The 22,345-nt window shown below is 72.2% G+C and carries 18 protein-coding genes; 14 read left to right on the top strand and 4 right to left on the bottom strand.

What is annotated here, in order from left to right:
- The first annotated feature begins 59 nt into the window (after positions 1–59).
- The 6 genes from ACTWOL_RS12535 (at position 60) to ACTWOL_RS12510 (ending at position 7,271) form a co-directional block, all read left to right on the top strand.
- Positions 60–1,241: a ComEA family DNA-binding protein gene (locus ACTWOL_RS12535; protein ID WP_474296742.1), complete on the top strand. Its 1,182-nt coding sequence runs from the start codon at positions 60–62 to the stop codon at positions 1,239–1,241.
- Positions 1,238–3,799: a ComEC/Rec2 family competence protein gene (locus ACTWOL_RS12530; RefSeq protein WP_474296741.1), complete on the top strand. Its 2,562-nt coding sequence runs from the start codon at positions 1,238–1,240 to the stop codon at positions 3,797–3,799. The genes ACTWOL_RS12535 and ACTWOL_RS12530 overlap by 4 nt, the downstream gene beginning before the upstream one ends.
- A 414-nt stretch (positions 3,800–4,213) precedes the next feature.
- Entirely contained in the window at positions 4,214–5,026 is an 813-nt protein-coding gene (locus ACTWOL_RS12525; protein ID WP_474296740.1) for an arylamine N-acetyltransferase family protein, read from the top strand.
- Positions 5,027–5,042: 16 nt separating this feature from the next.
- On the top strand, positions 5,043–5,288 hold the full coding sequence (locus tag ACTWOL_RS12520) for a hypothetical protein (RefSeq protein WP_474296739.1): 246 nt from the start codon (positions 5,043–5,045) through the stop codon (positions 5,286–5,288).
- Between the two features lie 77 nt (positions 5,289–5,365).
- Positions 5,366–6,352 (top strand): DNA polymerase III subunit delta, encoded by a 987-nt coding sequence (holA, locus tag ACTWOL_RS12515; RefSeq protein WP_474296738.1) that lies wholly within the window; start codon positions 5,366–5,368, stop codon positions 6,350–6,352.
- A 355-nt stretch (positions 6,353–6,707) separates the two neighbouring features.
- Positions 6,708–7,271: a hypothetical protein gene (locus tag ACTWOL_RS12510; protein ID WP_474296737.1), complete on the top strand. Its 564-nt coding sequence runs from the start codon at positions 6,708–6,710 to the stop codon at positions 7,269–7,271.
- Between the two features lie 456 nt (positions 7,272–7,727).
- Here ACTWOL_RS12510 and rpsT read toward each other — a convergent pair whose 3' ends face one another.
- Positions 7,728–7,994, bottom strand: coding sequence for a 30S ribosomal protein S20 (rpsT, locus tag ACTWOL_RS12505; protein ID WP_474296736.1), 267 nt, complete (start codon positions 7,992–7,994; stop codon positions 7,728–7,730).
- Between the two features lie 203 nt (positions 7,995–8,197).
- Here rpsT and lepA point away from each other — a divergent pair, with 203 nt between their 5' ends.
- The 4 genes from lepA to hemW all read left to right on the top strand — a co-directional run bounded on the left by lepA (position 8,198) and on the right by hemW (position 15,957).
- Positions 8,198–10,069 carry a translation elongation factor 4 gene (lepA, locus tag ACTWOL_RS12500; RefSeq protein WP_474296735.1) on the top strand — a complete coding sequence of 624 codons (1,872 nt, stop codon included), beginning with the start codon at positions 8,198–8,200 and terminating at the stop codon, positions 10,067–10,069.
- A gap of 351 nt (positions 10,070–10,420) precedes the next feature.
- Entirely contained in the window at positions 10,421–12,304 is a 1,884-nt protein-coding gene (locus ACTWOL_RS12495) for an AMP-dependent synthetase/ligase (RefSeq protein WP_474296734.1), read from the top strand.
- 235 nt (positions 12,305–12,539) lie between these two features.
- Positions 12,540–14,642 carry a SpoIIE family protein phosphatase gene (locus tag ACTWOL_RS12490; RefSeq protein WP_474296733.1) on the top strand — a complete coding sequence of 701 codons (2,103 nt, stop codon included), beginning with the start codon at positions 12,540–12,542 and terminating at the stop codon, positions 14,640–14,642.
- Between the two features lie 82 nt (positions 14,643–14,724).
- Entirely contained in the window at positions 14,725–15,957 is a 1,233-nt protein-coding gene (gene hemW / locus ACTWOL_RS12485) for a radical SAM family heme chaperone HemW (RefSeq protein WP_474296732.1), read from the top strand.
- A gap of 101 nt (positions 15,958–16,058) precedes the next feature.
- On the opposite strand, the gene ACTWOL_RS12480 is transcribed toward hemW, so the two are convergent.
- A complete protein-coding gene (locus ACTWOL_RS12480) occupies positions 16,059–16,862 on the bottom strand; it encodes a DUF3097 domain-containing protein (RefSeq protein WP_474296731.1) in 804 nt (267 codons plus the stop codon).
- Positions 16,863–16,872: 10 nt separating this feature from the next.
- Entirely contained in the window at positions 16,873–17,604 is a 732-nt protein-coding gene (locus ACTWOL_RS12475) for an MBL fold metallo-hydrolase (protein WP_474296730.1), read from the bottom strand.
- Between the two features lie 201 nt (positions 17,605–17,805).
- Here ACTWOL_RS12475 and hrcA point away from each other — a divergent pair, with 201 nt between their 5' ends.
- The 4 genes from hrcA (at position 17,806) to ACTWOL_RS12455 (ending at position 21,975) form a co-directional block, all read left to right on the top strand.
- Positions 17,806–18,822 carry a heat-inducible transcriptional repressor HrcA gene (hrcA, locus tag ACTWOL_RS12470; protein WP_474296729.1) on the top strand — a complete coding sequence of 339 codons (1,017 nt, stop codon included), beginning with the start codon at positions 17,806–17,808 and terminating at the stop codon, positions 18,820–18,822.
- Positions 18,823–19,959: a molecular chaperone DnaJ gene (dnaJ, locus tag ACTWOL_RS12465; RefSeq protein WP_474296728.1), complete on the top strand. Its 1,137-nt coding sequence runs from the start codon at positions 18,823–18,825 to the stop codon at positions 19,957–19,959.
- A gap of 214 nt (positions 19,960–20,173) precedes the next feature.
- Positions 20,174–21,247: a nitronate monooxygenase gene (locus ACTWOL_RS12460; protein WP_474296727.1), complete on the top strand. Its 1,074-nt coding sequence runs from the start codon at positions 20,174–20,176 to the stop codon at positions 21,245–21,247.
- Complete coding sequence (locus ACTWOL_RS12455) at positions 21,244–21,975, top strand: 16S rRNA (uracil(1498)-N(3))-methyltransferase (protein WP_474296726.1); 732 nt, start codon at positions 21,244–21,246, stop codon at positions 21,973–21,975. The genes ACTWOL_RS12460 and ACTWOL_RS12455 overlap by 4 nt, the downstream gene beginning before the upstream one ends.
- Here the strand turns inward: ACTWOL_RS12455 and ACTWOL_RS12450 are convergent.
- Positions 21,946–22,341: a hypothetical protein gene (locus ACTWOL_RS12450; protein ID WP_474296725.1), complete on the bottom strand. Its 396-nt coding sequence runs from the start codon at positions 22,339–22,341 to the stop codon at positions 21,946–21,948. The two genes, ACTWOL_RS12455 and ACTWOL_RS12450, sit on opposite strands and share 30 nt — an antisense overlap.
- Between the last annotated feature and the right edge of the window lie 4 nt (positions 22,342–22,345).

Genomic DNA, 22,345 nt, shown 5'->3' with positions numbered 1-22,345 from the left:
CAGGGCACACACCTGATCCGGCCTCGGTTCCGGCCTCCAGGCTCCGATCCGTCGCTCGCGTGGAGGCGCGCCTCGCTTCCGGCGCCGGTCCCGCTTCCGGGATCGCGGTACGGCAGCGAGCGGACGCGCTGTTCCACCGGAGTCCCGGCACGGCCACGGGGCGCGCGACGGACGGTCTGCCGGGGCGCGGCACTCCGGGCGAGGAGGTGGACGCCGGTGAGGTGCCCGTCCGCGGAGCGGCGCATGCGTCCCGGGGACCGGCGACGGTGCCTCTTCTCGTGGCACGGCCGCCGGACACCCGCTCGGGCAGGCGGGCCGGGGCCGTGTCCTGCGCTGTCTCCGCGTTCGCGGGAGTGCCCTCTGCCGTCTCCGGGTCCACGGGCACGGCGGCCGTGCGGGCAGCGGCCGTGCAAGCGGTGACTGCGGGGGCGGAGTGCCCGGAGCGGCCTGCACGCAGTCTGCCGACTGCCGGACGCACGCGACCGGACCGTGCAGGGTCCGGGCTGCCGGTCGGACAGCGGGGCCGGCATGCCCTGCGCGAGCGGCTGCCGCTGTGGATCCAGCTCCGGTGCGGGCTCCAGCCGAGGGCACTGGCCGCCCTGGCGGTCGTCCTCGTGGTCGGCGTGGCGTTCGCCGTCCACCACTTCTGGACCGGAAGGCCCGAGCCGGTGCGAGCACCGCAGCTGGTCCGCGACAGCAGTCCGGTGACCCCGGGATCCTCCGGGCACTCGGCGCCACTCGGACCGCAGCCTGAGCCCTCACCGGGCGTTCCGCCCGCTTCGGGGGCCGGCGCGGCGCGGATCGTGGTCGATGTGAGCGGCAAGGTGCACAGACCAGGGGTGCTGCGACTGCCGGCCGGTTCACGCGTCGCCGACGCACTGCGCGCGGCGGGCGGAGTGAAGGCGGGCACCGACCTCACCGGACTGAACCGGGCGCGCGTCCTCATGGACGGCGAGCAGGTGATCGTCGGGGTCCCCGTGCCGCCGCCCGGGCCCTCCGCCGGCCGGCCAGGTGCGACCGTGGCAGGGGCTCAGGGCGGACCCGTCACGGGGCCCATCAGCCTGAACTCGGCGACCGTGGAACAGCTAGAGGAGCTGCCCGGCGTCGGCCCGGTGCTCGCCCAGCACATCGTCGACTACCGCACCGAACATGCCGGCTTCCGGTCGGTGGACGAGCTCCGCGAGGTCAAAGGAATCGGTGCCCACAGGTTCGCGGATCTCCGCCCCCTGGTGCGGCCATGAGCGGATCTCGGGTACCTGCCGCCGGTACGGCAGTTGGCAGCCCGGCGGCGCACTCCGTGGCGGACTCCCGGGGCGGCGGCAGCGAGCCGGTGCGTCAGGAGCCGGCCGACCTCCGTCTGGTTCCTCCGGCGCTGGCCGCCTGGGGTGCCGCGGCCTTCGCCCTCACTGCACGACCACCCTGGCCGGCGACCGTCGCCGTGCTGTGTCTCGTCGCCGCGGCCCTGCTCCTTGTGCCCGCGTTCGCCGCGGCCGTGCGGCGCCGGGCACGGGCCGCTGAGCACGGGCGGGCACCGGCAGCCTCGGGAAACAGGGTGGCAGCCGTCGCCGTCCTCGTCTGCGCCGCCGCGGGGGCGAGTGCGGGCGGCCTGCAGGGGGCGGATCTGTACCGGGGGCCTGTGCCGGAGGCGGCACGCCAGTACGACCGGATCACGGCCGAGTTGACGGTCGCAGGCGATCCGCGCACGATCCGGCCCCGGACTGCGGGCCCGCAGATGGCGGGCGGAGCGGTGGCACTCCCTGCGGAGGCCACCAGGGTCACCGGTCCGGACGGGGCAGCGGTGGCCGCCCGCGCCCCGGTCCTGGTGATCGCCAGACCGGGAGGGTCTGCCGAAGCGTGGCTGCGTCTGCTGCCGTCGACACGCCTGAGGCTGACGGCCCGCGCGGAACCGCCCCTGGACGGAGACGGCCGTTTCGCCGCAGTGCTGAGAGTGCGGGGCACGGGGCCGCCACCCGTCACCGGTCCGCCGACCGGCATCCAGCGGACGGCGGGGGAGCTGCGCGCCGGGCTCCGCCGGGCGACCGAGGGCCTCGACCCGGACGCCCGCGCCCTGCTCCCGGGCCTGGTGGTCGGAGACACCTCCCGGATCGAACCGGAGCTCCACGAGGCGTTCCGGGCGACCGACCTCACCCATCTCCTGGCGGTTTCGGGCAGCAACCTCACCATCGTGCTGTTCCTGCTCATCGGCCCACCCGGCAGAGCGCTCCTGGCCGAGCGAGGCGGGCTGGCCCCACGACTGGGACTCTCGCTGCGCACCACGGCCCTGGCCGGCGCGGCACTCACCATCGCGTTCGTCGTGGTGTGCCGGCCGGAGCCCAGCGTGCTGCGGGCGGCAGCCTGTGGGGTCATCACCCTGCTTGCCATCGGCACCGGCCGACGGCGGTCACTGATTCCGGCGCTGGCCGCAGCAGTTCTGTTGCTGGTGCTCTACGACCCCGGGCTGGCGCGGGCCTACGGCTTCCTCCTCTCCGTGCTCGCCACAGCGGCGCTGCTGACCGTCGCCCCGCGCTGGAGCGACTCACTGCGCCGGCGCGGAGTGCCGGAGCGCATCGCGGAGGCACTTGCCGCGGCCGGCGCCGCGCAGTTGCTGTGTGCACCGGTTGTGGCGGTGTTCGCCGCGCGCGTCAGCCTGGTGGCGATTCCCTGCAATCTGTTCGCCGAGCTCGCGGTCGCACCCGCCACGATTCTGGGTTTCGCGGCCCTCGCCATGGCTCCGGTGGCGATGCCGGCCGCCGAGGTACTCGCCTGGTGCGCGGGCGTGCCCGCCGGGTGGATCGCGGGCGTCGCCCGCACCGGCGCGGCGCTGCCCGGCGCCGAGACCGACTGGCCCGGCGGCTGGAGCGGTGGGCTGCTGCTTGCCGCGGCGGCCGGGCTGGTCCTCTTCGCCGTCCGGGTGCTGGCTCGCCGTCCCTGTGCCGCCGTTGTCTGCGCGCTGGTTCTGGTGCTGGCGGTAGTGCGTCCGGCACCGCTGACCAGGGTCGTCACCGGATGGCCGCCACCGGGCTGGACGTTCGCGATGTGCGACGTGGGACAGGGCGATACCACCGTGCTGGCGGCCGGCCGGGGAACGGCGGTGGTGGTGGACGCGGGCCCCGACCCCTTGCTGTCCGACCGCTGTCTGCGCGAACTGGGCGTCACACGGATCCCGCTGCTGCTGCTGACGCACTTTCACGCCGACCATGTGGCAGGGCTGTCCGGGGTCCTGCGCGGCAGGGCGGTGGGCCTGGTCCAGACGACGCCGTACGAGGAACCGCGTGATCAGGCGGCGTTCGTGCGGCGCACGGCGGCGGACGCCGGGGTTCCCGTGGTGCACGCGGTGCCGGGGGAGCGGCGCCGGCTGGGACGGCTGGACTGGCGTGTGCTGTGGCCGCAGGGTGGGCCGGGGCCGCCGCCGGAAGGGCCGAATGACGCGAGCGTCGCACTGTTCGTGCGGGCTTCCGGCGGCCCTTCCCTGCTGCTGCTCGGAGACCTGGAACCGCCTGCTCAGCGGGGGCTGATACGCGCCCACCCCGGTCTCCCGCCGGTGGACGTCCTCAAGGTCGCCCACCATGGCTCGGCCTTCCAGCATCCCGGCCTCCTGGCGGGTGCCCGCCCGAGACTGGCCCTCATCTCCTGCGGCCAGGGCAATCTGTACGGGCATCCGTCGTCGCGCACGATCGACGCGCTGCGGGCCCAGGGGGCGGCCGTGCTCCGTACAGACGAGGACGGAGCGATCGCCGTGACGGGCGCGGGCAGGGAACTGCGGGCCGTTCCACGGCGCGCGGCTCGGTCCAGCCAGTGACCCTCGCGCATGAGCAGGCGGGGGCAGTTTCCTCGCGCCACACTTTCACCACGACAGGAGTGAATCCGGTGTACCCCCAGGTCTTACGGTCCCGCGGGTCCCAGCCGAGCTTCGCGGAGAAGGCGTCCGCACTCTTGGGTGGACCCGGCACCGCCGCACCTCCGGCGGCGGACCGATACCCGACTCGGTCGGCCGCCCTAGGGGCTTCTGATGGATCTCCGCGGCGTCGCGACGCCCGGCCCTCACTCTCGCCGCACCGGCCGAAAGCCCAAGTACGTGCCAGTACGAGGGCTTCCAGCCGGCACTCCGAGAGCGCGCACCGGACGCCGCTCCTTCCTCCACGGACATCCGTAAGAAACCCCCTAGGACCAGGAGCGGATGGTGCACCGGCGGGTCCGCGACAAGACTGCAGACATGGATACCTCGCTCCCCACACTGCCGCCGGAGACCGTCGACGCCTACCTCCGCCGTATCGGAGCCACCCGCCCCCAGCGGGTGGACGCGCAGGCCCTTCGGGAACTGCAGCTGCGTCATCTGCTCTCCGTGCCCTTCGAGAACCTCTCGATCCATCTGGGCGAGGACGTGGTGCTGGAGAACGAACCACTCGTCGACAAGATCGTGGAAGCCCGCCGTGGCGGCTTCTGCTACGAACTCAACGGCGCCTTCGCGGCGTTGCTGCGCAGTCTGGGCTTCCGCGTCTCCATGCTTCAGTGCCGGGTGTTCGGGAAAGAGGGCCGGCTGGGGATCCCTTACGACCACCTCACGCTGCGGGTCGAGACCGAGGACGGCACGGGGCCCTGGTGTGCGGACGTCGGGTTCGGCGACCACAGCGAGCACCCACTGTTGCTGGAGGAGCGTGGCGAGCAGTCCGATCCGGCGGGCACGTTCCTGATCGCCGAGGCGCCCGAAGGGGATCTCGACGTGCTCCGGGACGGCAAGCCACGGTTCCGGGTGGACGTGCGGCCGCGTGCACTGGCGGACTTCGAGGCCGGGGCCTGGTACCACCGCACCTCGCCGGCTTCGGGTTTCACCCAGTCCCTCGTCTGCTCCCGGCTCACCGGTGAGGGCCGGATCACCCTGGCCGGCCGGAAGCTGGTCACGACGGTGCACGGCGAGCGGGAGGAGCGGCAGCTCGGGGACGACGCCGAGGTACTGGCCGCATACCGGGACCACTTCGGAGTGGAGCTCGACCGGGTTCCGCAGGTGCGTCAGCCGGAATCCCGGTGAGCGGCACAATATGGCGGTGGACGATGTGAGACATGTACTGGTGCTGCCGGACCGCGATGCAGCGGAGGAGGTCGTCGAAGCCGTGGCGGACCGGTTCGGCGTGCGTGACGAACCCCAGCTAGTGAGGGACGCGCTGGCCGGTGAGGACGATGCCGAGGACGCCCAGTGGCTGGTGGTCGTCGAGGACCCGGAGGGCCGGCTGGACGCGGCCGCGCTGGACGCGTTCGTCGCGGACTGGGACGGCTGGCGCGAGGAGTCGTAGCAGGCGGGACACCGACGGGCACGTGACAGCCGGACACGTCCCCGCAGTGTCGGTGCCCCGTGCGATGCTGGACCGCGATGGCCACCAGGAAGAACCCCAACGACGCCCCTCTCGCCCCGGTCACGATCGCCGTGGGCCAGGAGGACCTCCTACTGGACCGCGCGGTGCAGCAGGTGGTGGCGGCGGCCAGGGCCGCCGACGCCGACACGGACGTACGCGACCTCACTCCGGACCAGCTCCAGCCCGGCACGCTGGCTGAGCTGACGAGTCCTTCGCTCTTCGCCGAGCGCAAGGTGGTCGTCGTGCGCAACGCGCAGGATCTGTCCGCCGACACGATCAAGGATGTCAAGGCCTATCTCGACGCGCCGGCGGAGGAGATCACCCTGGTCCTGCTCCACGCGGGCGGAGCCAAGGGGAAGGGCCTGCTCGACGCGGCCCGCAAGGCGGGAGCGCGCGAGGTCGACTGCCCCAAGACGACGAAGCCGGCGGAGCGGCTGACCTTCGTGCGGTCCGAGTTCCGGGCGCTCGGACGCTCGGCGACTCCCGAGGCGTGTCAGGCGCTGGTCGACGCCATCGGCAGTGATCTGCGGGAACTGGCCAGCGCGGTCTCGCAGCTCGTGGCCGATGTCGACGGCACGATCGACGAGGCCGTCGTCGGGCGGTACTACACCGGACGTGCGGAGGCCTCCAGCTTCACGGTGGCAGACCGCGCGGTGGAGGGACGTGCGGCGGAGGCTCTCGAGGCCCTGCGGTGGTCGCTGTCGACCGGCGTCGCTCCTGTGCTGATCACCAGCGCCCTGGCACAGGGGGTGAGGGCGATCGGCAAGCTGTCGTCGGCGCGGGGCGGCCGTCCCGCGGATCTGGCGCGGGAGCTGGGTATGCCACCGTGGAAGATCGACCGGGTGCGGCAGCAGATGCGCGGCTGGACGCCGGACGGAGTGGCGATGGCCCTGCGCGCGGTCGCCGAGGCGGACGCGGGCGTCAAGGGCGGTGGCGACGACCCGGAGTACGCGCTGGAGAAGGCCGTGGTCACGGTGGCGAGGGCGGCGCGACTGCGCCGCTGATGCGCCGCGCCCGTGCCGCTGGTACGCCACGTCCGTGCCGCTGGTACGCCGCGTCCGTGCCGCTGATGCGCCGCGCCCGTGCCGCTGGTACGCCGCGTCCGCGCCGCTGATACACCACGTCGGCGCCGATACGCCGCGCCCGCGCTTGACCTCCGTACCTCAAGTCCACTCTCTCAGTCCGTCCGGACGCCGGCTGTCCGGACCCCGATCTCCCGCCACCCCCTTCCGCCCGTTGCCGTCTCCGTTCGCCCCGGCACATGCACACGGCTCACGCATGTGAGCCGTGTGCATGTGCCGGGGTCGACGTGCCGGTGCGGTGGTTGCTTCCCCGACCGGTGATGGCCACCGTGAACGGGTGATTCTCGTTCCGGGCTGGATGTGGCAGCGGGGGCCGGCGGTCCGGGCTGCGGGTGCCGGTCTTGCCGCCGGGGCCTTCTTCGGGGCTTTCGTTCTCATCGAGGCGCAGTCATGGCCGGGCGCTGCGGTGGTCTTCGTGGTGCTGAGCCTGTTCTACGGGATCCGGGTGGCGCGCCGGATGGACAGGCTCTGGCCTGCGGCCAGGGGCATGAACTCCGCCGACCGTGCGGCCGTGGTCCGCGCCACCCGGCGAGGCGACGCCATCGGCGATCCCCGGCTGGCACCCTCGGTCGCCGAGTACGCCGCCGCCCTGCACCGGGCAGCCGAGGAGGACCGACTGCGGCGCTGGGTTGTCCTGCTCGTGACCGTGCTCGCGCTGGCTCTCGCCGGGTACGACACCGTGTCGGGCTCCATCGGCGAGATGATCGCCTCGTGGCTTTTGGTCGTGCTCCTCGTGGCCGACCTGATGTGGTGGCCCCGCAGACGGGCTCTCCTGCTGGCCAGCGCGGACCGGGCAGCGGCAGCGGCAGCGGCAGCGGCAGCGGCTCGCCGCGACCGCTGACACAGCCCTGGGGCTGTTTGTTTGCGTCGTCCGCTTCCTTGCGTCGTCCGTGCGGCACGCCGCGCCCCGCCGACTGCATCCCAGCCGTCCGCACCCGATCTGTTCCGGATCTGTTCCGGATCTGTTCCCGATCCGCGCCCGATCGGGCGCGCGCCCGCACGGCCAACTGCCGCCCCTGCCGCCCCCCTACGGCCCCGGGCTCGCCCGGAAACCGGAAACCCCGCCTCTTCGCTCTGGGGAAGAGCGGGGAGACGGGGTCTCGTGGTCCGGCTCGAAGGCCGGGAAGTGCTGGGCTCGCACCCGCGTGGCGAACGCAGGCCGCGTGCGAGTCCGGGGTGCCGGGTGGGAGCGGATGAGAGAGGGCCCGCTTGGTCCGCCCGGCGATCAAGTCGTCCGGCGAGTCACCCGCGAGGGTGCTGCCGGAGTCCGGGAGTCGCCTCCCGGGGATGGCAGGGCTCAGCCCTGCAGGGTGGCAACCTTGGCAGCCAGCGCCGACTTCTTGTTGGCAGCGGCGTTCTTGTGGATGACACCCTTCGAGACGGCCTTGTCGAGCTTGCGGGACGCCTCGCGAGCGGCCACGGTGGCCTTCTCGACGTCGCCGCCGGCGGCAGCCTCACGGGCCTTGCGGATCGCGGTCTTGAGCGACGACTTGACGGCCTTGTTGCGCAGGCGCGCCTTCTCGTTCGTCTTGTTCCGCTTGATCTGGGACTTGATGTTCGCCACGAAAGAGCCTTCTCAGGTTCGATGATCTATCAGAGTTGTGCTCGCAGCTGAGAGGGCACACGAGACACAGCTGCCCAGGCTACCAGCGACGGTCCTGGCGGCCCAAACCGAGCGCAGCGCCCCGGCCGTGGGACCATGGAGGCTGCGTATCGATCCGACACGACCCGAGACGAGCGCTCGGCGCTCAAGAATCAGGACCCTGCGTGCCCGCGACCCCTACCCATGTGCCCGAGCCGAGCCGTACCGACCCGGCACTGATCCGCAACTTCTGCATCATCGCGCACATCGACCACGGCAAGTCCACCCTTGCCGACCGGATGCTCCAGCTGACCGGCGTGGTCGAGCAGCGGCAGATGCGCGCTCAGTACCTCGACCGTATGGACATCGAGCGTGAGCGTGGCATCACGATCAAGTCCCAGGCGGTCCGCCTGCCCTGGGCGCCCACCACGGGCGAGGGCCAGGGCAAGTCCCACATCCTCAACATGATCGACACCCCGGGCCATGTGGACTTCACCTACGAGGTGTCCCGTTCGCTGGCCGCCTGCGAGGGCACGGTCCTGCTGGTGGACGCCGCCCAGGGCATCGAGGCGCAGACCCTCGCCAACCTCTACCTCGCGATGGAGAACGACCTCACCATCGTGCCGGTGCTCAACAAGATCGACCTGCCGGCGGCGCAGCCCGAGAAGTTCTCCGAGGAGCTGGCCAACCTCATCGGCTGCGACCCGTCGGACGTTCTGAGGGTCTCGGCGAAGACGGGTGTCGGTGTGGACGCCCTGCTGGACCGGGTCGTCCAGGACGTCCCCGCGCCGGTCGGCGTCGCGGACGCCCCCGCCCGCGCGATGATCTTCGACTCCGTCTACGACTCCTACCGCGGTGTCGTGACCTACGTCCGTGTGATCGACGGTCAGCTGGGCAAGCGCGAGCGCATCCGGATGATGTCCACCGGCGCCACGCACGAGCTGCTGGAGATCGGCACCAACTCGCCCGAGATGCTGGCCGCCGACGGTCTCGGCGTCGGCGAGGTCGGCTACCTGATCACCGGGGTGAAGGACGTCCGTCAGTCCAAGGTGGGTGACACGATCACCCAGCAGACCAAGGGCGCCACCGAGGCGCTGGGGGGCTACAAGGACCCCAAGCCGATGGTGTTCTCCGGCCTGTACCCGCTGGACGGCTCGGACTACCCCGAGCTGCGCGAAGCCCTCGACAAGCTGCAGCTCAACGACGCCGCCCTGGTGTACGAGCCCGAGACCTCCGCCGCCCTCGGCTTCGGCTTCCGCGTCGGTTTCCTCGGCCTGCTCCACCTCGATGTGATCCGTGAGCGGCTGGAGCGCGAGTTCGGCCTCGACCTGATCGCGACCGCGCCGAACGTGGTCTACCGGGTGATCATGGAGGACCGCAGCGAGCACATCGTCACCAACCCGAGCGAGTTCCCCGAGGGCAAGATCGACGAGGTCTTCGAGCCGGTCGTTCGGGCCACGATCCTCGCCCCGAGCGAGTTCATCGGCTCGATCATGGAGCTTTGCCAGAACCGCCGCGGTGCGCTGCTCGGCATGGACTACCTCTCCGAGGACCGGGTCGAGATCCGCTACACACTTCCGCTCGCCGAGATCGTCTTCGACTTCTTCGACCAGCTGAAGTCCAAGACGCGCGGTTACGCCTCCCTCGACTACGAGCCCACCGGGGAGCAGGCCGCCTCGCTCGTCAAGGTCGACATCCTGCTCCACGGCGACAAGGTCGACGCCTTCTCCGCCATCACCCACAAGGACGCGGCGTACGCGTACGGTGTGCGGCTCGTGGCCAAGCTCAGGGAGCTCATCCCCCGGCAGGCGTTCGAGGTGCCGATCCAGGCCGCGATCGGCTCCCGGGTCATCGCCCGCGAGACCATCCGCGCCATCCGCAAGGACGTCCTCGCCAAGTGCTACGGCGGTGACATCTCCCGGAAGCGGAAGCTGCTGGAGAAGCAGAAGGAAGGCAAGAAGCGGATGAAGATGGTCGGCTCCGTGGAGGTGCCGCAGGAGGCCTTCATCGCGGTGCTCTCCAGCGACGACTCCGGGGGCGGCAAGGCGAAGAAGTAGGGGAGAAGCAGTCGGGCCGGCGAGAGCCGGCCCGGCTCCGGGCGGCCCGAACGGCTCCGGCCGACGCCGGACGCGGCCCGGAGGGCACGCTTGGAGAGTGGCTCGCAGTGGGTGTCCAGTAGCTCAGAAGCACCAAACGCCCCGGTCCGCCTGATCCGCCCCACAGGCCCCTGCGCTCCCGCGCGGGGGCCTGTTCGTTATGAAGCGGCAGCCTGTAGCCCCTTACGTGGCGGAGCCGTGCCCTCTACCCTGACAACGCCCGAGGGGTTACTCGCGAGTTAAACAATCGTGTCCCCAGGGGCAATCAGCCAGTCGTGCAGCAACGCCGCAGCAGCAGGCCCGGAGGATGTCGTGACCGACGCACAGACCCTGATCGAGAACCGCCCGCCCTCCGTGGCGACTCTCTTCGTCCAGCGGGTGGCGGCCACTCCCGATGCGGAGGCCTACCGCTACCCGGTGCCGTCCGGCCGGGGGCCCGATGACTGGAAGTCGCTGAGCTGGGGTGAAGCGGCCGAGCGGGTGTATGCGATCGCGGCGGGCCTGATCGATCTGGGCGTGCAGCCCGAGGAGCGGGTCGCCCTCGCCTCCACCACCCGGGTCGAGTGGATCCTCACCGACCTCGCCATCCTCTGCGCGGGGGCGGCCACCACGACCGTGTACCCGCAGACGAACGCGGAGGAGTCCGCGTACATCCTCGCCGACTCCGAGAGCCGCGTGCTGGTCGCCGAGGACGCCCAGCAGCTGGCCAAGGCCCGCGAGCGGCGGGCCGAGCTGCCGAACCTGAGGCACGTCGTCGTGATCGACGCCGCAGCCGCCGAGCCGGCCGACGGCGACCCCGATGGCTGGGTCGTCTCCCTCGCCGATCTGGAGGCCCGCGGCAACCAGTACCTCGCCAAGAACCCCGGCGCGGTCAAGGAGCGCGTCGAGGCGATCACCTCCGAGCAGCTCGCCACGGTCATCTACACCTCGGGCACCACGGGCCGCCCGAAGGGTGTCCGGCTGCCGCACGACAACTGGGCCTACATGGCCAAGGCCATCGCCGCGACCGGCCTGGTCACCAAGGACGACGTCCAGTACCTGTGGCTGCCCCTCGCGCACGTCTTCGGCAAGGTGCTGACGTCCGGCCAGATCGAGGTCGGGCACGTCACCGCCGTCGACGGCCGCGTCGACAAGATCATCGAGAATCTGCCCGTCGTACAGCCGACGTACATGGCGGCCGTGCCCCGCATCTTCGAGAAGGTCTACAACGGCGTCGCCGCCAAGGCCCGCGAGGGCGGCGGGGCCAAGTACAAGATCTTCCAGTGGGCCGCGGGCGTGGCGCGGGCGTACGCGAAGGAGACCCAGGACAACTTCCGCCGCACCGGTACGGCGTCGGCGTCCTTCGGGCTCAGCGCCAAGCACAAGATCGCCGACGCTCTCGTCTACTCCAAGCTCCGTGAGGCCTTCGGCGGCCGGCTGCGCGCCGCGGTCTCCGGCTCGGCCGCGCTTTCCCCCGAGATCGGCTTCTTCTTCGCCGGCGCAGGGATCCACATCCTCGAGGGGTACGGACTGACCGAGTCCAGCGCGGCGTCCTTCATCAACCCGGGCGAGGCCTACCGCACGGGCACGGTCGGCAAGCCGCTCCCCGGTACCGAGGTCCGCATCGCCGACGACGGCGAGATCCTGCTGCGCGGCCCCGGCATCATGGAGGGCTACCACGGGCTGCCGGAGAAGACCGCCGAAGTCCTGGAGGCCGACGGCTGGTTCCACACCGGCGACATCGGCGAGCTCTCGGCCGACGGCTATCTGCGCATCACCGACCGCAAGAAGGACCTGATCAAGACCTCGGGCGGAAAGTACATCGCCCCGGCCGAGGTCGAGGGCCAGTTCAAGGCGGTCTGCCCGTTCGTCTCCAACATCCTGGTCCACGGCGCCGACCGGAACTTCTGCACCGCGCTCATCGCCCTGGACGAGGCGGCCATCCTCGGCTGGGCCAAGGAGAACGGCCTCGAGGGCAAGCCCTACGCCGATGTCGTCGCCGCCCCGCAGACCGAGCAGCTCATCGAGGGGTACGTGAAGCGCCTCAACGAGGGACTCCAGCGCTGGCAGACCGTCAAGAAGTTCCGTCTGCTCCCGCGTGACCTCGACGTCGAGCACGGCGAGCTGACGCCCAGCCTGAAGCTGAAGCGGCCGGTCGTGGAGCGCGAGTACAAGGACCTCATCGAATCGATGTACGAGGGGGCGCGGGAGTCGTAGCCCCGGCCCGGCGTCCGCCGGGGGCACCGCACCATCGGCGCGGGCGCGGCGAGGAGAGATCACCTCGTCGCGCCCGCGTGCCGTTCCTCCCGCTCCGGACCGCGGAATTCCTTCATCCGGGTGTGCTCGCGGCGGCCACTTCGATGACTCCGTGCTTATGCGCGAGTCCTGTCTGTCACCCTGTCGGTGTCGTCATTCGTACGCGGGGCAACACAGAGCCGGACAGGAGCCGAGCGTGGGGTCCGTTCCGATGCAGCAGGAGGCCGTCCACCGGGCGGTGCATCTGCTCTCACAGCGCGGTGGTGCTCGCGCCGTCGCGCGGAGCAGCCTGCCCGCGAATCCGGTGGCCGCCTCGGCCGCGCGGCGGTTCGTGGGCGAAACCCTCACCGAGTGGAAACGGCTCGGGACCGTGGCCGCCCGCGGAGCCGACCGGCTGGCCGACGACGCGGCGCTGGTCGTGAGCGAGCTGGTGACCAACGCCGTGGTGCACGCCGGGACCACGGTGGAGGTGCTGGTACGGCTGGACGCCGCTGCCGGCGACGATCCGGCGTCGCTCGTCGTCGAGGTGTGGGACCACCATCCGGCCCGGGCGGTACGCGGCCGCGCACCCGATCCCGGGACCGCGTCGGGTGATCCGGAGTACGGCCGGGGGCTGCAGCTCGTCGCGGCACTGGCCGGCTCCTGGGGCGTCACCTACCGCACGGGGTGCAAGGGTGTCTGGGCGAAACTCGCGCTCGACGACCGCGGCGTACGAGTGCCCGAGGTGTCCGGCCAGGCCGGCACGGCCGAACAGACGGGTGCGGCCCAACAGGGCGGCCCCGCGGCCTTCGGCAGCGCCCCGGCACCGCGCCCGGCCGAGCGCGACGAGCGCGGCTGGACGGGGCGCGGCGCACTGACGTTCCTCGCCGAGGCGTCCGACCTTCTGGCCGGGCAGCTGGACGAGGACATGGTCGCGGCGCTTGCCGGACAACTGCTGGTGCCGCGCTTCGCCGACTGGTGCGCCGTGTGGCTCGACGGCGAGACGGGCCCCGCCCCACGACTGGCCAGGGTCTGGCACGCGGACGAATCCATGAGCGAGAGCCTGCGCGCCGCCCTGCTCACGTCTCCGCCCCGGTTACCGCACGGCGCGACGGGCTCCGCCGTGACCGTCCCCGTGGCCTGGCCGGACCCCGAGGGCGGCCCTACGAGCGGCGCCCTGCCGCAAGGCGCGCCACCGCTCGCGGAAGCCGCGTCGTCCGCAGAAGCGCCTGCCGGCGCCGCCGCGGAAGCCGGGCAACCGGACGGCCATGCGGCGGTGGTCCCGCAGGACGCCGCAGCCGCGGAAGCCCGGGAACGGCCGGCGCAGGACACGCGGCACCCGGGAGGCAGCGCCATGGCCCTCCGGCTGGGCGCAGGAGCCCGCCCGCTCGGCACCCTGCTGCTCGGACGCGAACGACCGCGTGGCGCGGGAGCGGACCCGGGCATCCCGGACCAGGCGACGGCACTGCTCGAGGACTTCGCCCGGCGGGTGGGCCTGGCCATCGGGGCCGCCCGCGCCTATGCCCGGCAGGCCACCATCAGCCGGGTCCTCCAGCGGGGACTGCTGCCCGCCCAGGTCGCCCGGATCCCGGGAGTCGACAGCTCGCTCGTGTACGAACCCAGCGACGAGGGCCTCGCCGGCGGCGACTTCTACGACATCTTCCCGGCCGGCAGCGGCGGCCGGTGGTGCTTCATGCTCGGCGACGTCCAGGGCAGCGGCCCGGAGGCCGCGGTCGTCACCGGACTCGCCCGTCCGTGGCTGCGTCTGCTCGCCCGTGAGGGCTACCAGGTGGGCCAGGTCCTGGACCGCCTCAACGGTCTGCTTCTGGACGACGCCACAGAGGCCGCCGAGGCGGCAGCGCTGATGGCAGCGGGCCCGGGGGACGTCCCCGAGAGTCCGCAACCGCGCTTCCTGTCCCTGCTGTACGGGGAGCTCACCCCGCTAGGCGACGACATCGGGGTCCGCTGCACCCTGGCCTGCGCCGGCCACCCGCTTCCACTGCTGCTGCGCCCCGACGGCACCGTCCGCCCCGCCGCGGTCTCCCAGCTGCTCCTCGGGGTCGTCGGCGACGTCGCGTACGAGAGCCAGACCTTCGTCCTGGAGCCCGGCGACACCTTGCTCTGCGTCACCGACGGCGTCACGGAGCGCCGCTCGGGCACGCGGATGTTCGACGACGCGGACGGACTGGCGCGTGCGCTGGCGGAGTGCGCGGGGCTGACGGCGCAGGGCGTTGCGGACCGCATACGTCTCACCGTGCACGGCTTCGCGGACGACCCGCCCGACGACGACCTGGCGCTGCTGGTGCTCCAGGCCCGGTGAGCAGAGCCGGTGGGGCAGGCCCGGTGAGCACGACAGGGCCTGCCGTGCCGGGGACCGCGCCGGGTGGCGGACAATGGTCTGCATGCCTTCCGTACTGCCCGATGGTGAGCCCATGCCCGCGGACGGGTCGCTGCCCCCGCACGCCCTCGCGGGCGCGGGCGACCGGCCGCTCGGGTTCTATCTGCACGTCCCGTACTGCGCCACCCGCTGCGGCTACTGCGACTTCAACACCTACACGGCGAACGAGCTGCGCGGCAGCGGAGGCGTGCTGGCCTCACGCGACAACTACGCCGACACGCTGATCGAGGAGATCCGGCTCGCCCGCAAGGTCCTCGGCGACGACCCCCGCCCGGTGCGGACCGTCTTCGTCGGCGGTGGCACACCGACGCTGCTGGCGGCCGCGGACCTGGTGCGGATGCTCGGTGCGGTACGGGAGGAGTTCACTCTCGCCGACGACGCCGAGATCACGACGGAAGCCAACCCGGAGTCCGTGGACCCGGGCTATCTGGCGGAGCTGCGGGCGGGGGGATTCAACCGCATCTCGTTCGGCATGCAGAGCGCCCGGCAGCACGTGCTGAAGGTCCTCGACCGCACCCACACCCCCGGCCGCCCCGAGGCCTGTGTCGCCGAGGCCAGGGCCGCGGGCTTCGAGCATGTGAACCTCGATCTGATCTACGGCACGCCGGGGGAGAGCGACGACGACTGGCGGGCCTCGCTCGATGCGGCGACAGGGGCGGGTCCGGACCACATCAGCGCCTATGCGCTGATCGTCGAGGAGGGCACCCAGCTGGCCCGGCGGATCCGCCGCGGCGAGGTCCCGACGACCGACGACGATGTGCACGCCGACCGCTACCTCATCGCCGAGGAGAAGCTCACCGAGGCGGGTTTCGCCTGGTACGAGGTCTCGAACTGGGCCGCTTCCGACGCGGGGCGGTGCCTGCACAACGAGCTGTACTGGCGCGGCGCCGACTGGTGGGGCGCCGGTCCGGGAGCGCACAGCCATGTCGGGGGCGTGCGCTGGTGGAACGTGAAACACCCCGGGGCGTACGCCGCCGCGCTCGCCGAAGGCCGCTCGCCCGGTGCGGGACGGGAGATCCTTCCGGACGAGGACCGGCGGGTGGAGCGGGTGCTGCTGGAGCTGCGACTGCGCGAGGGCCTGCCGTTGTCCCTGCTCAAGCCGCAGGGTCTGGCGGCGTCCCGCCGCGCCCTGGCGGACGGGCTGCTCGAGTCCGCGCCGTTCGAGCGGGGACGGGCGGTGCTGACGCTGCGCGGGCGGCTGCTCGCGGACGCGTTGGTCCGCGACCTGGTGGACTGACGTGGTGGACTGACCTGGTGGACTGAGGCAAGCCCGGCCACCCCGCGTCCCGTCGGCGACCACGGGGCGCCCCGCCAGGCTGTCCGTCCGGCCTCACCCCGTCACGAGGCCGTCACGAAGTCGATCAGCTCCTCCACCCGCCCCAGCAGCGCCGGCTCCAGATCCTTGTAGCTGCCCACCTTCGACAGGATGTGCTGCCAGGCCGCGCCCGTGTTCTCCGGCCAGCCCAGCGCCCGGCACACTCCCGTCTTCCAGTCCTGACCGCGCGGCACGGACGGCCAGGCCGGGATCCCCAGCGAGGACGGCTTCACCGCCTCCCACACGTCGATGTACGGATGGCCCACCACCAGCACATGCGGGTCCGTGACCGACGCGGCGATCCGGGACTCCTTGGAGCCGGGCACGAGGTGGTCCACGAGCACCCCGAGCCGGGCGCCGGGACCGGGGGAGAAGTCCCCCACGATCGCCGGGAGGTCGTCGACCCCTTCCAGGTACTCGACGACGACGCCCTCGATGCGCAGATCGTCGCCCCAGACCTTCTCGACCAGCTCCGCGTCGTGCCGGCCCTCCACATAGATGCGCCCGGCACGGGCGACCCGGGCGCGCGAGCCGGGAACTGCGATCGACCCGGAGGCCGTGCGGGTGGGCCGTACCGGCGCGCCGGAGGCCGGCCGGACCAGTGTGACCACCCGGCCCTCGAGCAGGAACCCGCGCGGCTCCAGCGGGAAGACCCGGTGCTTGCCGAAGCGGTCCTCCAGGGTCACCGTCCCCGCCTCGCAGCGGATCACCGCGCCGCAGAAGCCCGTCGCGACCTCCTCGACGACCAGGTCGGGCTCGGCCGCGACCTCGGGCACCGGGGCGGACCGCTTCCAGGGAGGCGTCAGATCGGGGCTGTAGCTGCGCATTGGGCAGACGCTACGACACCCCGAACCGCCGTGCCAGCTCATCGCGTTGGGCGCGCACGAAAGCCGCGTCCACCACGGCCCCGTGACCCGGTACGTACCGCGCGTCGTCCCCGCCCAGCGCGAGCAGCCGGTCCAGAGCCGCGGGCCACCGGGAGGGAATGGCGTCCCGCCCTGCCTGCGGATCCCCCGACTCCTCGACCAGATCGCCGCACAGGACGACCTCCGGGCCGCCGGCCGTGCCCGGCACGAGCACGACGAGGTCGTGGCCGGTGTGACCGGGTCCGGCGTTCGCCAGCAGCACCTGGCGGCCGCCGAGGTCCAGGGTCCACTCGCCGCTCACGACATGCCGCGGCACCACCAGCAGATCCGTGGCCTGGACGGCGTCGGCGGGGGCCATTCCGTGGCGGATGGCGTCGTCCCGCAGCGCGTCCCGTTCCCGCTGCAGCAGCCGGTCGACCCCCACCGCGCCGTACACCTGTGCCGCCGAGAACGCCGCCGTGCCGAGCACATGGTCGAAGTGGGGGTGGCTGAGGGCGATATGCGTCACACGCCGTCCCCCGAGGAGGGTCTGGATCTGTGTGCGCAGTTCTGCGCCCTCACGCAGCGTCGAGCCGGTGTCGAACAGGAGCACAGCGTCGTCCCCGACCACCACGGCGGCCGTGGCGTCCCATACCGGCAGGCGCCGGCGGCCGACCCCCTCGGCGACGCGCTCCCAGCCGAAGTCTTCCCAACTGACGTCCATACGGCGACGCTATCCCGGTGTACCCGGGGACGTCCCGGCGTGCTCACGGTGCGTTGTCGTGACCGGTTCGCCGTCCGGTCGCCCTTGCTAGGGGTATACCTCGCGGCCGTACACTTGCCGGGGGGACTCTGGCACTCCGACATGGTGAGTGCCAGATCACACCGACCGACCCACCGATGAACCGAGCTGGAGGTGCGCACGATGCTCAGCGAACGCAGACTCGAGGTCCTGCGCGCCATCGTCCAGGACTACGTCGGCACGGAGGAGCCCGTCGGTTCCAAGGCCCTCACCGAGCGTCACCAGCTGGGCGTCTCACCGGCCACCGTGCGCAACGACATGGCCGTACTGGAGGACGAGGGCTATATCGCCCAGCCCCACACCAGCGCCGGCCGGATCCCCACGGACAAGGGCTATCGCCTGTTCGTGGACAGGCTCGCCGGCGTCAAGCCGCTGTCGTCCCCCGAACGGCGGGCCATCCAGAACTTCCTCGACGGCGCCGTGGACCTCGACGACGTGGTGGCCCGCACGGTGCGGCTGCTGGCGCAGCTCACCCGGCAGGTCGCCGTCGTCCAGTACCCGTCGCTGACCCGCTCGACGGTGCGGCACGTGGAGCTGCTGGCTCTCGCCCCGGCACGGCTGATGCTGGTCCTGATCACGGACACCGGACGGGTCGAGCAGCGGCACGTGGACTGCCCGGCGCCGTTCTCCGACACCTCGCTGGCGGATCTGCGGGCCCGGCTGAACAGCCGGGTCGTCGGCCGGCGCTTCACCGATGTGCCGCAGCTGGTGCAGGACCTTCCGGAGTCCTTCGTCCCGGAGGACCGCGCCACCGTCTCCGCGGTGCTGTCGACGCTGCTCGAAACCCTTGTCGAGGAGACCGAGGAGCGGCTGATGATCGGCGGCACCGCCAATCTGACGCGCTTCTCGCACGACTTCCCCCTCACCATCCGGCCCGTCCTGGAGGCGCTGGAGGAGCAGGTGGTGCTGCTCAAGCTGCTCGGTGAGGCGAAGGACTCAGGTATGACGGTCCGGATCGGGCACGAGATCGCCCACGAGGGCCTCAACTCCACGTCCGTGGTCGCTGTCGGCTACGGTTCGGGCGACGAGGCTGTCGCCAAACTCGGCGTGGTCGGACCGACCCGCATGGACTACCCCGGAACGATGGGAGCGGTACGCGCAGTGGCACGTTACGTCGGACAGATCCTGGCGGAGTCGTAAGTGGCCACGGACTACTACGCCGTACTCGGCGTGCGCCGCGACGCATCGCAGGACGAGATCAAGAAGGCCTTCCGGCGACTGGCGCGTGAGCTCCACCCGGATGTGAACCCGGATCCGAAGACGCAGGAGCGCTTCAAGGAGATCAACGCCGCGTACGAGGTGCTCTCGGACCCGCAGAAGAAGCAGGTCTACGACCTCGGCGGCGACCCGCTGTCCGCATCGGGCGGCGGCGGCGCCGGTGGCTTCGGCGCGGGCGGCTTCGGGAACTTCTCGGACATCATGGACGCCTTCTTCGGTACGGCGTCCCAGCGCGGGCCGCGATCGCGGACCCGGCGCGGCCAGGACGCGATGATCCGGCTGGAGGTCGAGCTCAGCGAGTCGGCCTTCGGCACGACGAAGGACATCCAGGTCGACACGGCCGTCGTGTGCACGACCTGCTCCGGTGAGGGCGCGGCGCCCGGTACGTCGGCGCAGACGTGTGACATGTGCCGCGGCCGCGGTGAGGTCTCACAGGTCACCCGGTCCTTCCTGGGCCAGGTCATGACCTCGCGCCCCTGTCCCCAGTGCCAGGGTTTCGGCACCGTCGTCCCGACCCCGTGCCCGGAGTGCGCGGGCGACGGGCGGGTGCGCTCCCGCCGCACGCTCACCGTGAAGATCCCGGCGGGCGTCGACAACGGCACCCGGATCCAGCTCGCGGGCGAGGGCGAGGTCGGCCCCGGCGGCGGCCCCGCCGGCGATCTGTACGTCGAGATCCACGAACTGCCGCATCCGGTCTTCCAGCGCCGCGGTGACGATCTCCACTGCACGGTGACCATCCCGATGACGGCGGGCGCGCTCGGCACCAAGGTGCCGCTGGAGACGCTGGACGGCATGGAGGAGGTCGACATCCGCCCTGGGACCCAGTCCGGGCAGTCGATCCCGCTGCACGGCCGCGGTGTCACGCATCTGCGCGGCGGCGGCCGCGGAGACCTCATCGTCCACGTCGAGGTGCAGACCCCGTCGAAGCTGGACCCGGAGCAGGAGAGGCTGCTGCGGGAGCTGGCGAAGCTGCGCGGCGAGGAACGGCCCGTGGGGCAGTTCCAGCCGGGCCAGCAGGGGCTGTTCTCCCGGCTGAAGGACGCCTTCAACGGTCGCTGAGGCGCCCGTACGGCTGTGGCGAAGAACGATTCCCGGCCCTGGCGGTTCGGTGCGGATGATCCGCGCACGGACCGCCAAGGCCGGGTACGGCATAGCCCCTGCACCCCTGGGATACCGCGCCCCGGACAGGACCTGGCCGGACTCCCGGACGTCCCGGTGGTCGCCCGGGGCCGCGGGATTCGGACACGGCGCCCGGACGTGGCACCATGCGGGCATGCCCTCCCCGCTGACCGATCTCTGCCGCTATCCGATCGTGCAGGCCCCCATGGCGGGCGGTGCCTCCTGCCCGGATCTGGCTGCTGCCGTCTGCGAGGCGGGCGGTCTGGGGTTCCTCGCCGCCGGGTACAAGACCGCGGACGGGATGTACCAGGAGATCAAGCAGCTGAGGGGGCTCACCGGGCGGCCCTTCGGGGTCAACCTGTTCATGCCACAGCCCGCGTACGCCGACGCGGCGGCCGTGGACGTCTACCGGCAGCAGGTCGCGGGTGAGCAGACCTGGTACGAGACACCGCTCGGCGACCCGGATTCCGGACGGGACGACGGGTACGAAGCCAAACTCGCCATCCTGCGCGACGACCCCGTACCGCTGGTGTCCTTCACCTTCGGCTGCCCGTCCAAGGCCACCGTCGCCGCCTTCAGGCGCGCCGGCACGCTCACCGTCGTCACGGTCACCACACCCGAGGAAGCCCAGGCCGCCCAGCTCGCGGGCGCCGACGCCCTCTGTGTGCAGGGTGCCGAGGCCGGAGGGCACCACGGCACCCACCGCGACGACCCCTCCGCCGACGGCTCGGCCATCGGACTGCTCACGCTGCTCGCGCAGATCCGGGAGACCGTGCGGCTCCCGCTGATCGCGACCGGGGGACTGATGCGCGGCGGCCAGATCGCCGCGGTCCTCGCAGCGGGGGCCGACGCGGCCCAGCTCGGCACCGCGTTCCTGGTCTGCCCCGAGTCCGGCGCACACGTGCTGCACAAGCAGGCCATGACCAGCCCGGTGTTCACCAGGACCGAGCTGACCCGGGCCTTCTCGGGCCGTCCCGCCCGCGGGCTCGTCAACCGCTTCATGAGCGAGCACGGACCGTACGCCCCCGCCGCCTACCCCGAGGTGCACCACATCACCTCCGGACTGCGCAAGGCCGCGGCCAAGGCCGGCGACCCGCAGGGCATGGCCCTGTGGGCGGGCCAGGGCCACCGGCTGGCCCGCGACCTGCCCGCCGCGCAACTCGTCCAGGTACTCGCCGCCGAGACGGCCGCCGCGAGCGCCTCGCTCACCCTGAGGAACCCCTCATGACCGCGCCCGTGTTCCTCGTCGACAAGGTGCACTCCGGCACCGTCACCCTGGACGGACCGGAGGGCCGCCACGCCGTGTCCGTACGCCGCCTGCGCGCCGGCGAGGAGATCGTCCTGACCGACGGCCGGGGCACCGGCGGCTACGGCACGGTCAGCGCCGTGGAGGGGAAGGACCGGCTGGACGTGGACGTCACGGAGGTACGGACCGAACCGGAACCCGCCCCGCGCATCACGGTCGTCCAGGCGCTGCCGAAGGGCGACCGGGGCGAACTCGCCGTCGAGACGATGACGGAGACCGGCGTCGACGCCGTCATGCCGTGGGCCGCGGCCCGCTGCATCACCCAGTGGAAGGGCGAGCGCGGCGCCAAGTCCCTCGCCAAATGGCGCGCCACCGCCCGCGAGGCCGGCAAGCAGTCCCGCCGTCTGCGCTTCCCGGAGGTCATGGAGGCCGCGACGACCCGGCAGGTGGCCGAGCTGCTCGCCGGAGCGGACTTCGCGGCCGTCCTCCACGAGGAGGGCGCCGAGCCGCTCGCCACGGCGGAGCTGCCCGCCTCCGGCGACATCGTGCTCGTCGTCGGGCCCGAAGGGGGCGTGTCCCCGGAGGAGTTGGCCGTCTTCGCGGAGGCGGGCGCCAAGCCCTACCGCCTCGGCCGCAGCGTCCTGCGCACCTCCACGGCGGGTACGGCCGCGTCCGCTCTGCTACTCGGGCGCACCGGCCGCTGGTCCTGACCCGGCGGGCTCGGGCACCGCGTCGCCGGACCCGACGACCGCGTCGTACAGCGGCCAGCCGTCGAGCTCCGCCGGGGCGGTGGCCCCGGCGGCCGAGGCGGTGTCCAGCAACTTCCGTACGACACCCGGCTCATGGAGATTCAGCGGCTCGCACCGGCTGCGGCCGACCAGCCCCGTGTGCCAGTAGCCGCCGGACACGATCAGCCCCGGCCCCTCCCGGAACACGATCCGCAGCCGGGACCGCGACCCTTCGCGGATGAGCGACAGCGTTTGGCGGCAGACGCCGTCGGGGTGCGCGTGCCCCAGGGACCACAGCCACACGGCGTCGTCGACGACAAGCCTGCGCACTCTTCGCCTGTTGCTCATGCAG

Source organism: Micromonospora sp. IBHARD003, from assembly GCF_056106285.1.
This window is presented reverse-complemented; position numbering and strand designations above follow the sequence as displayed.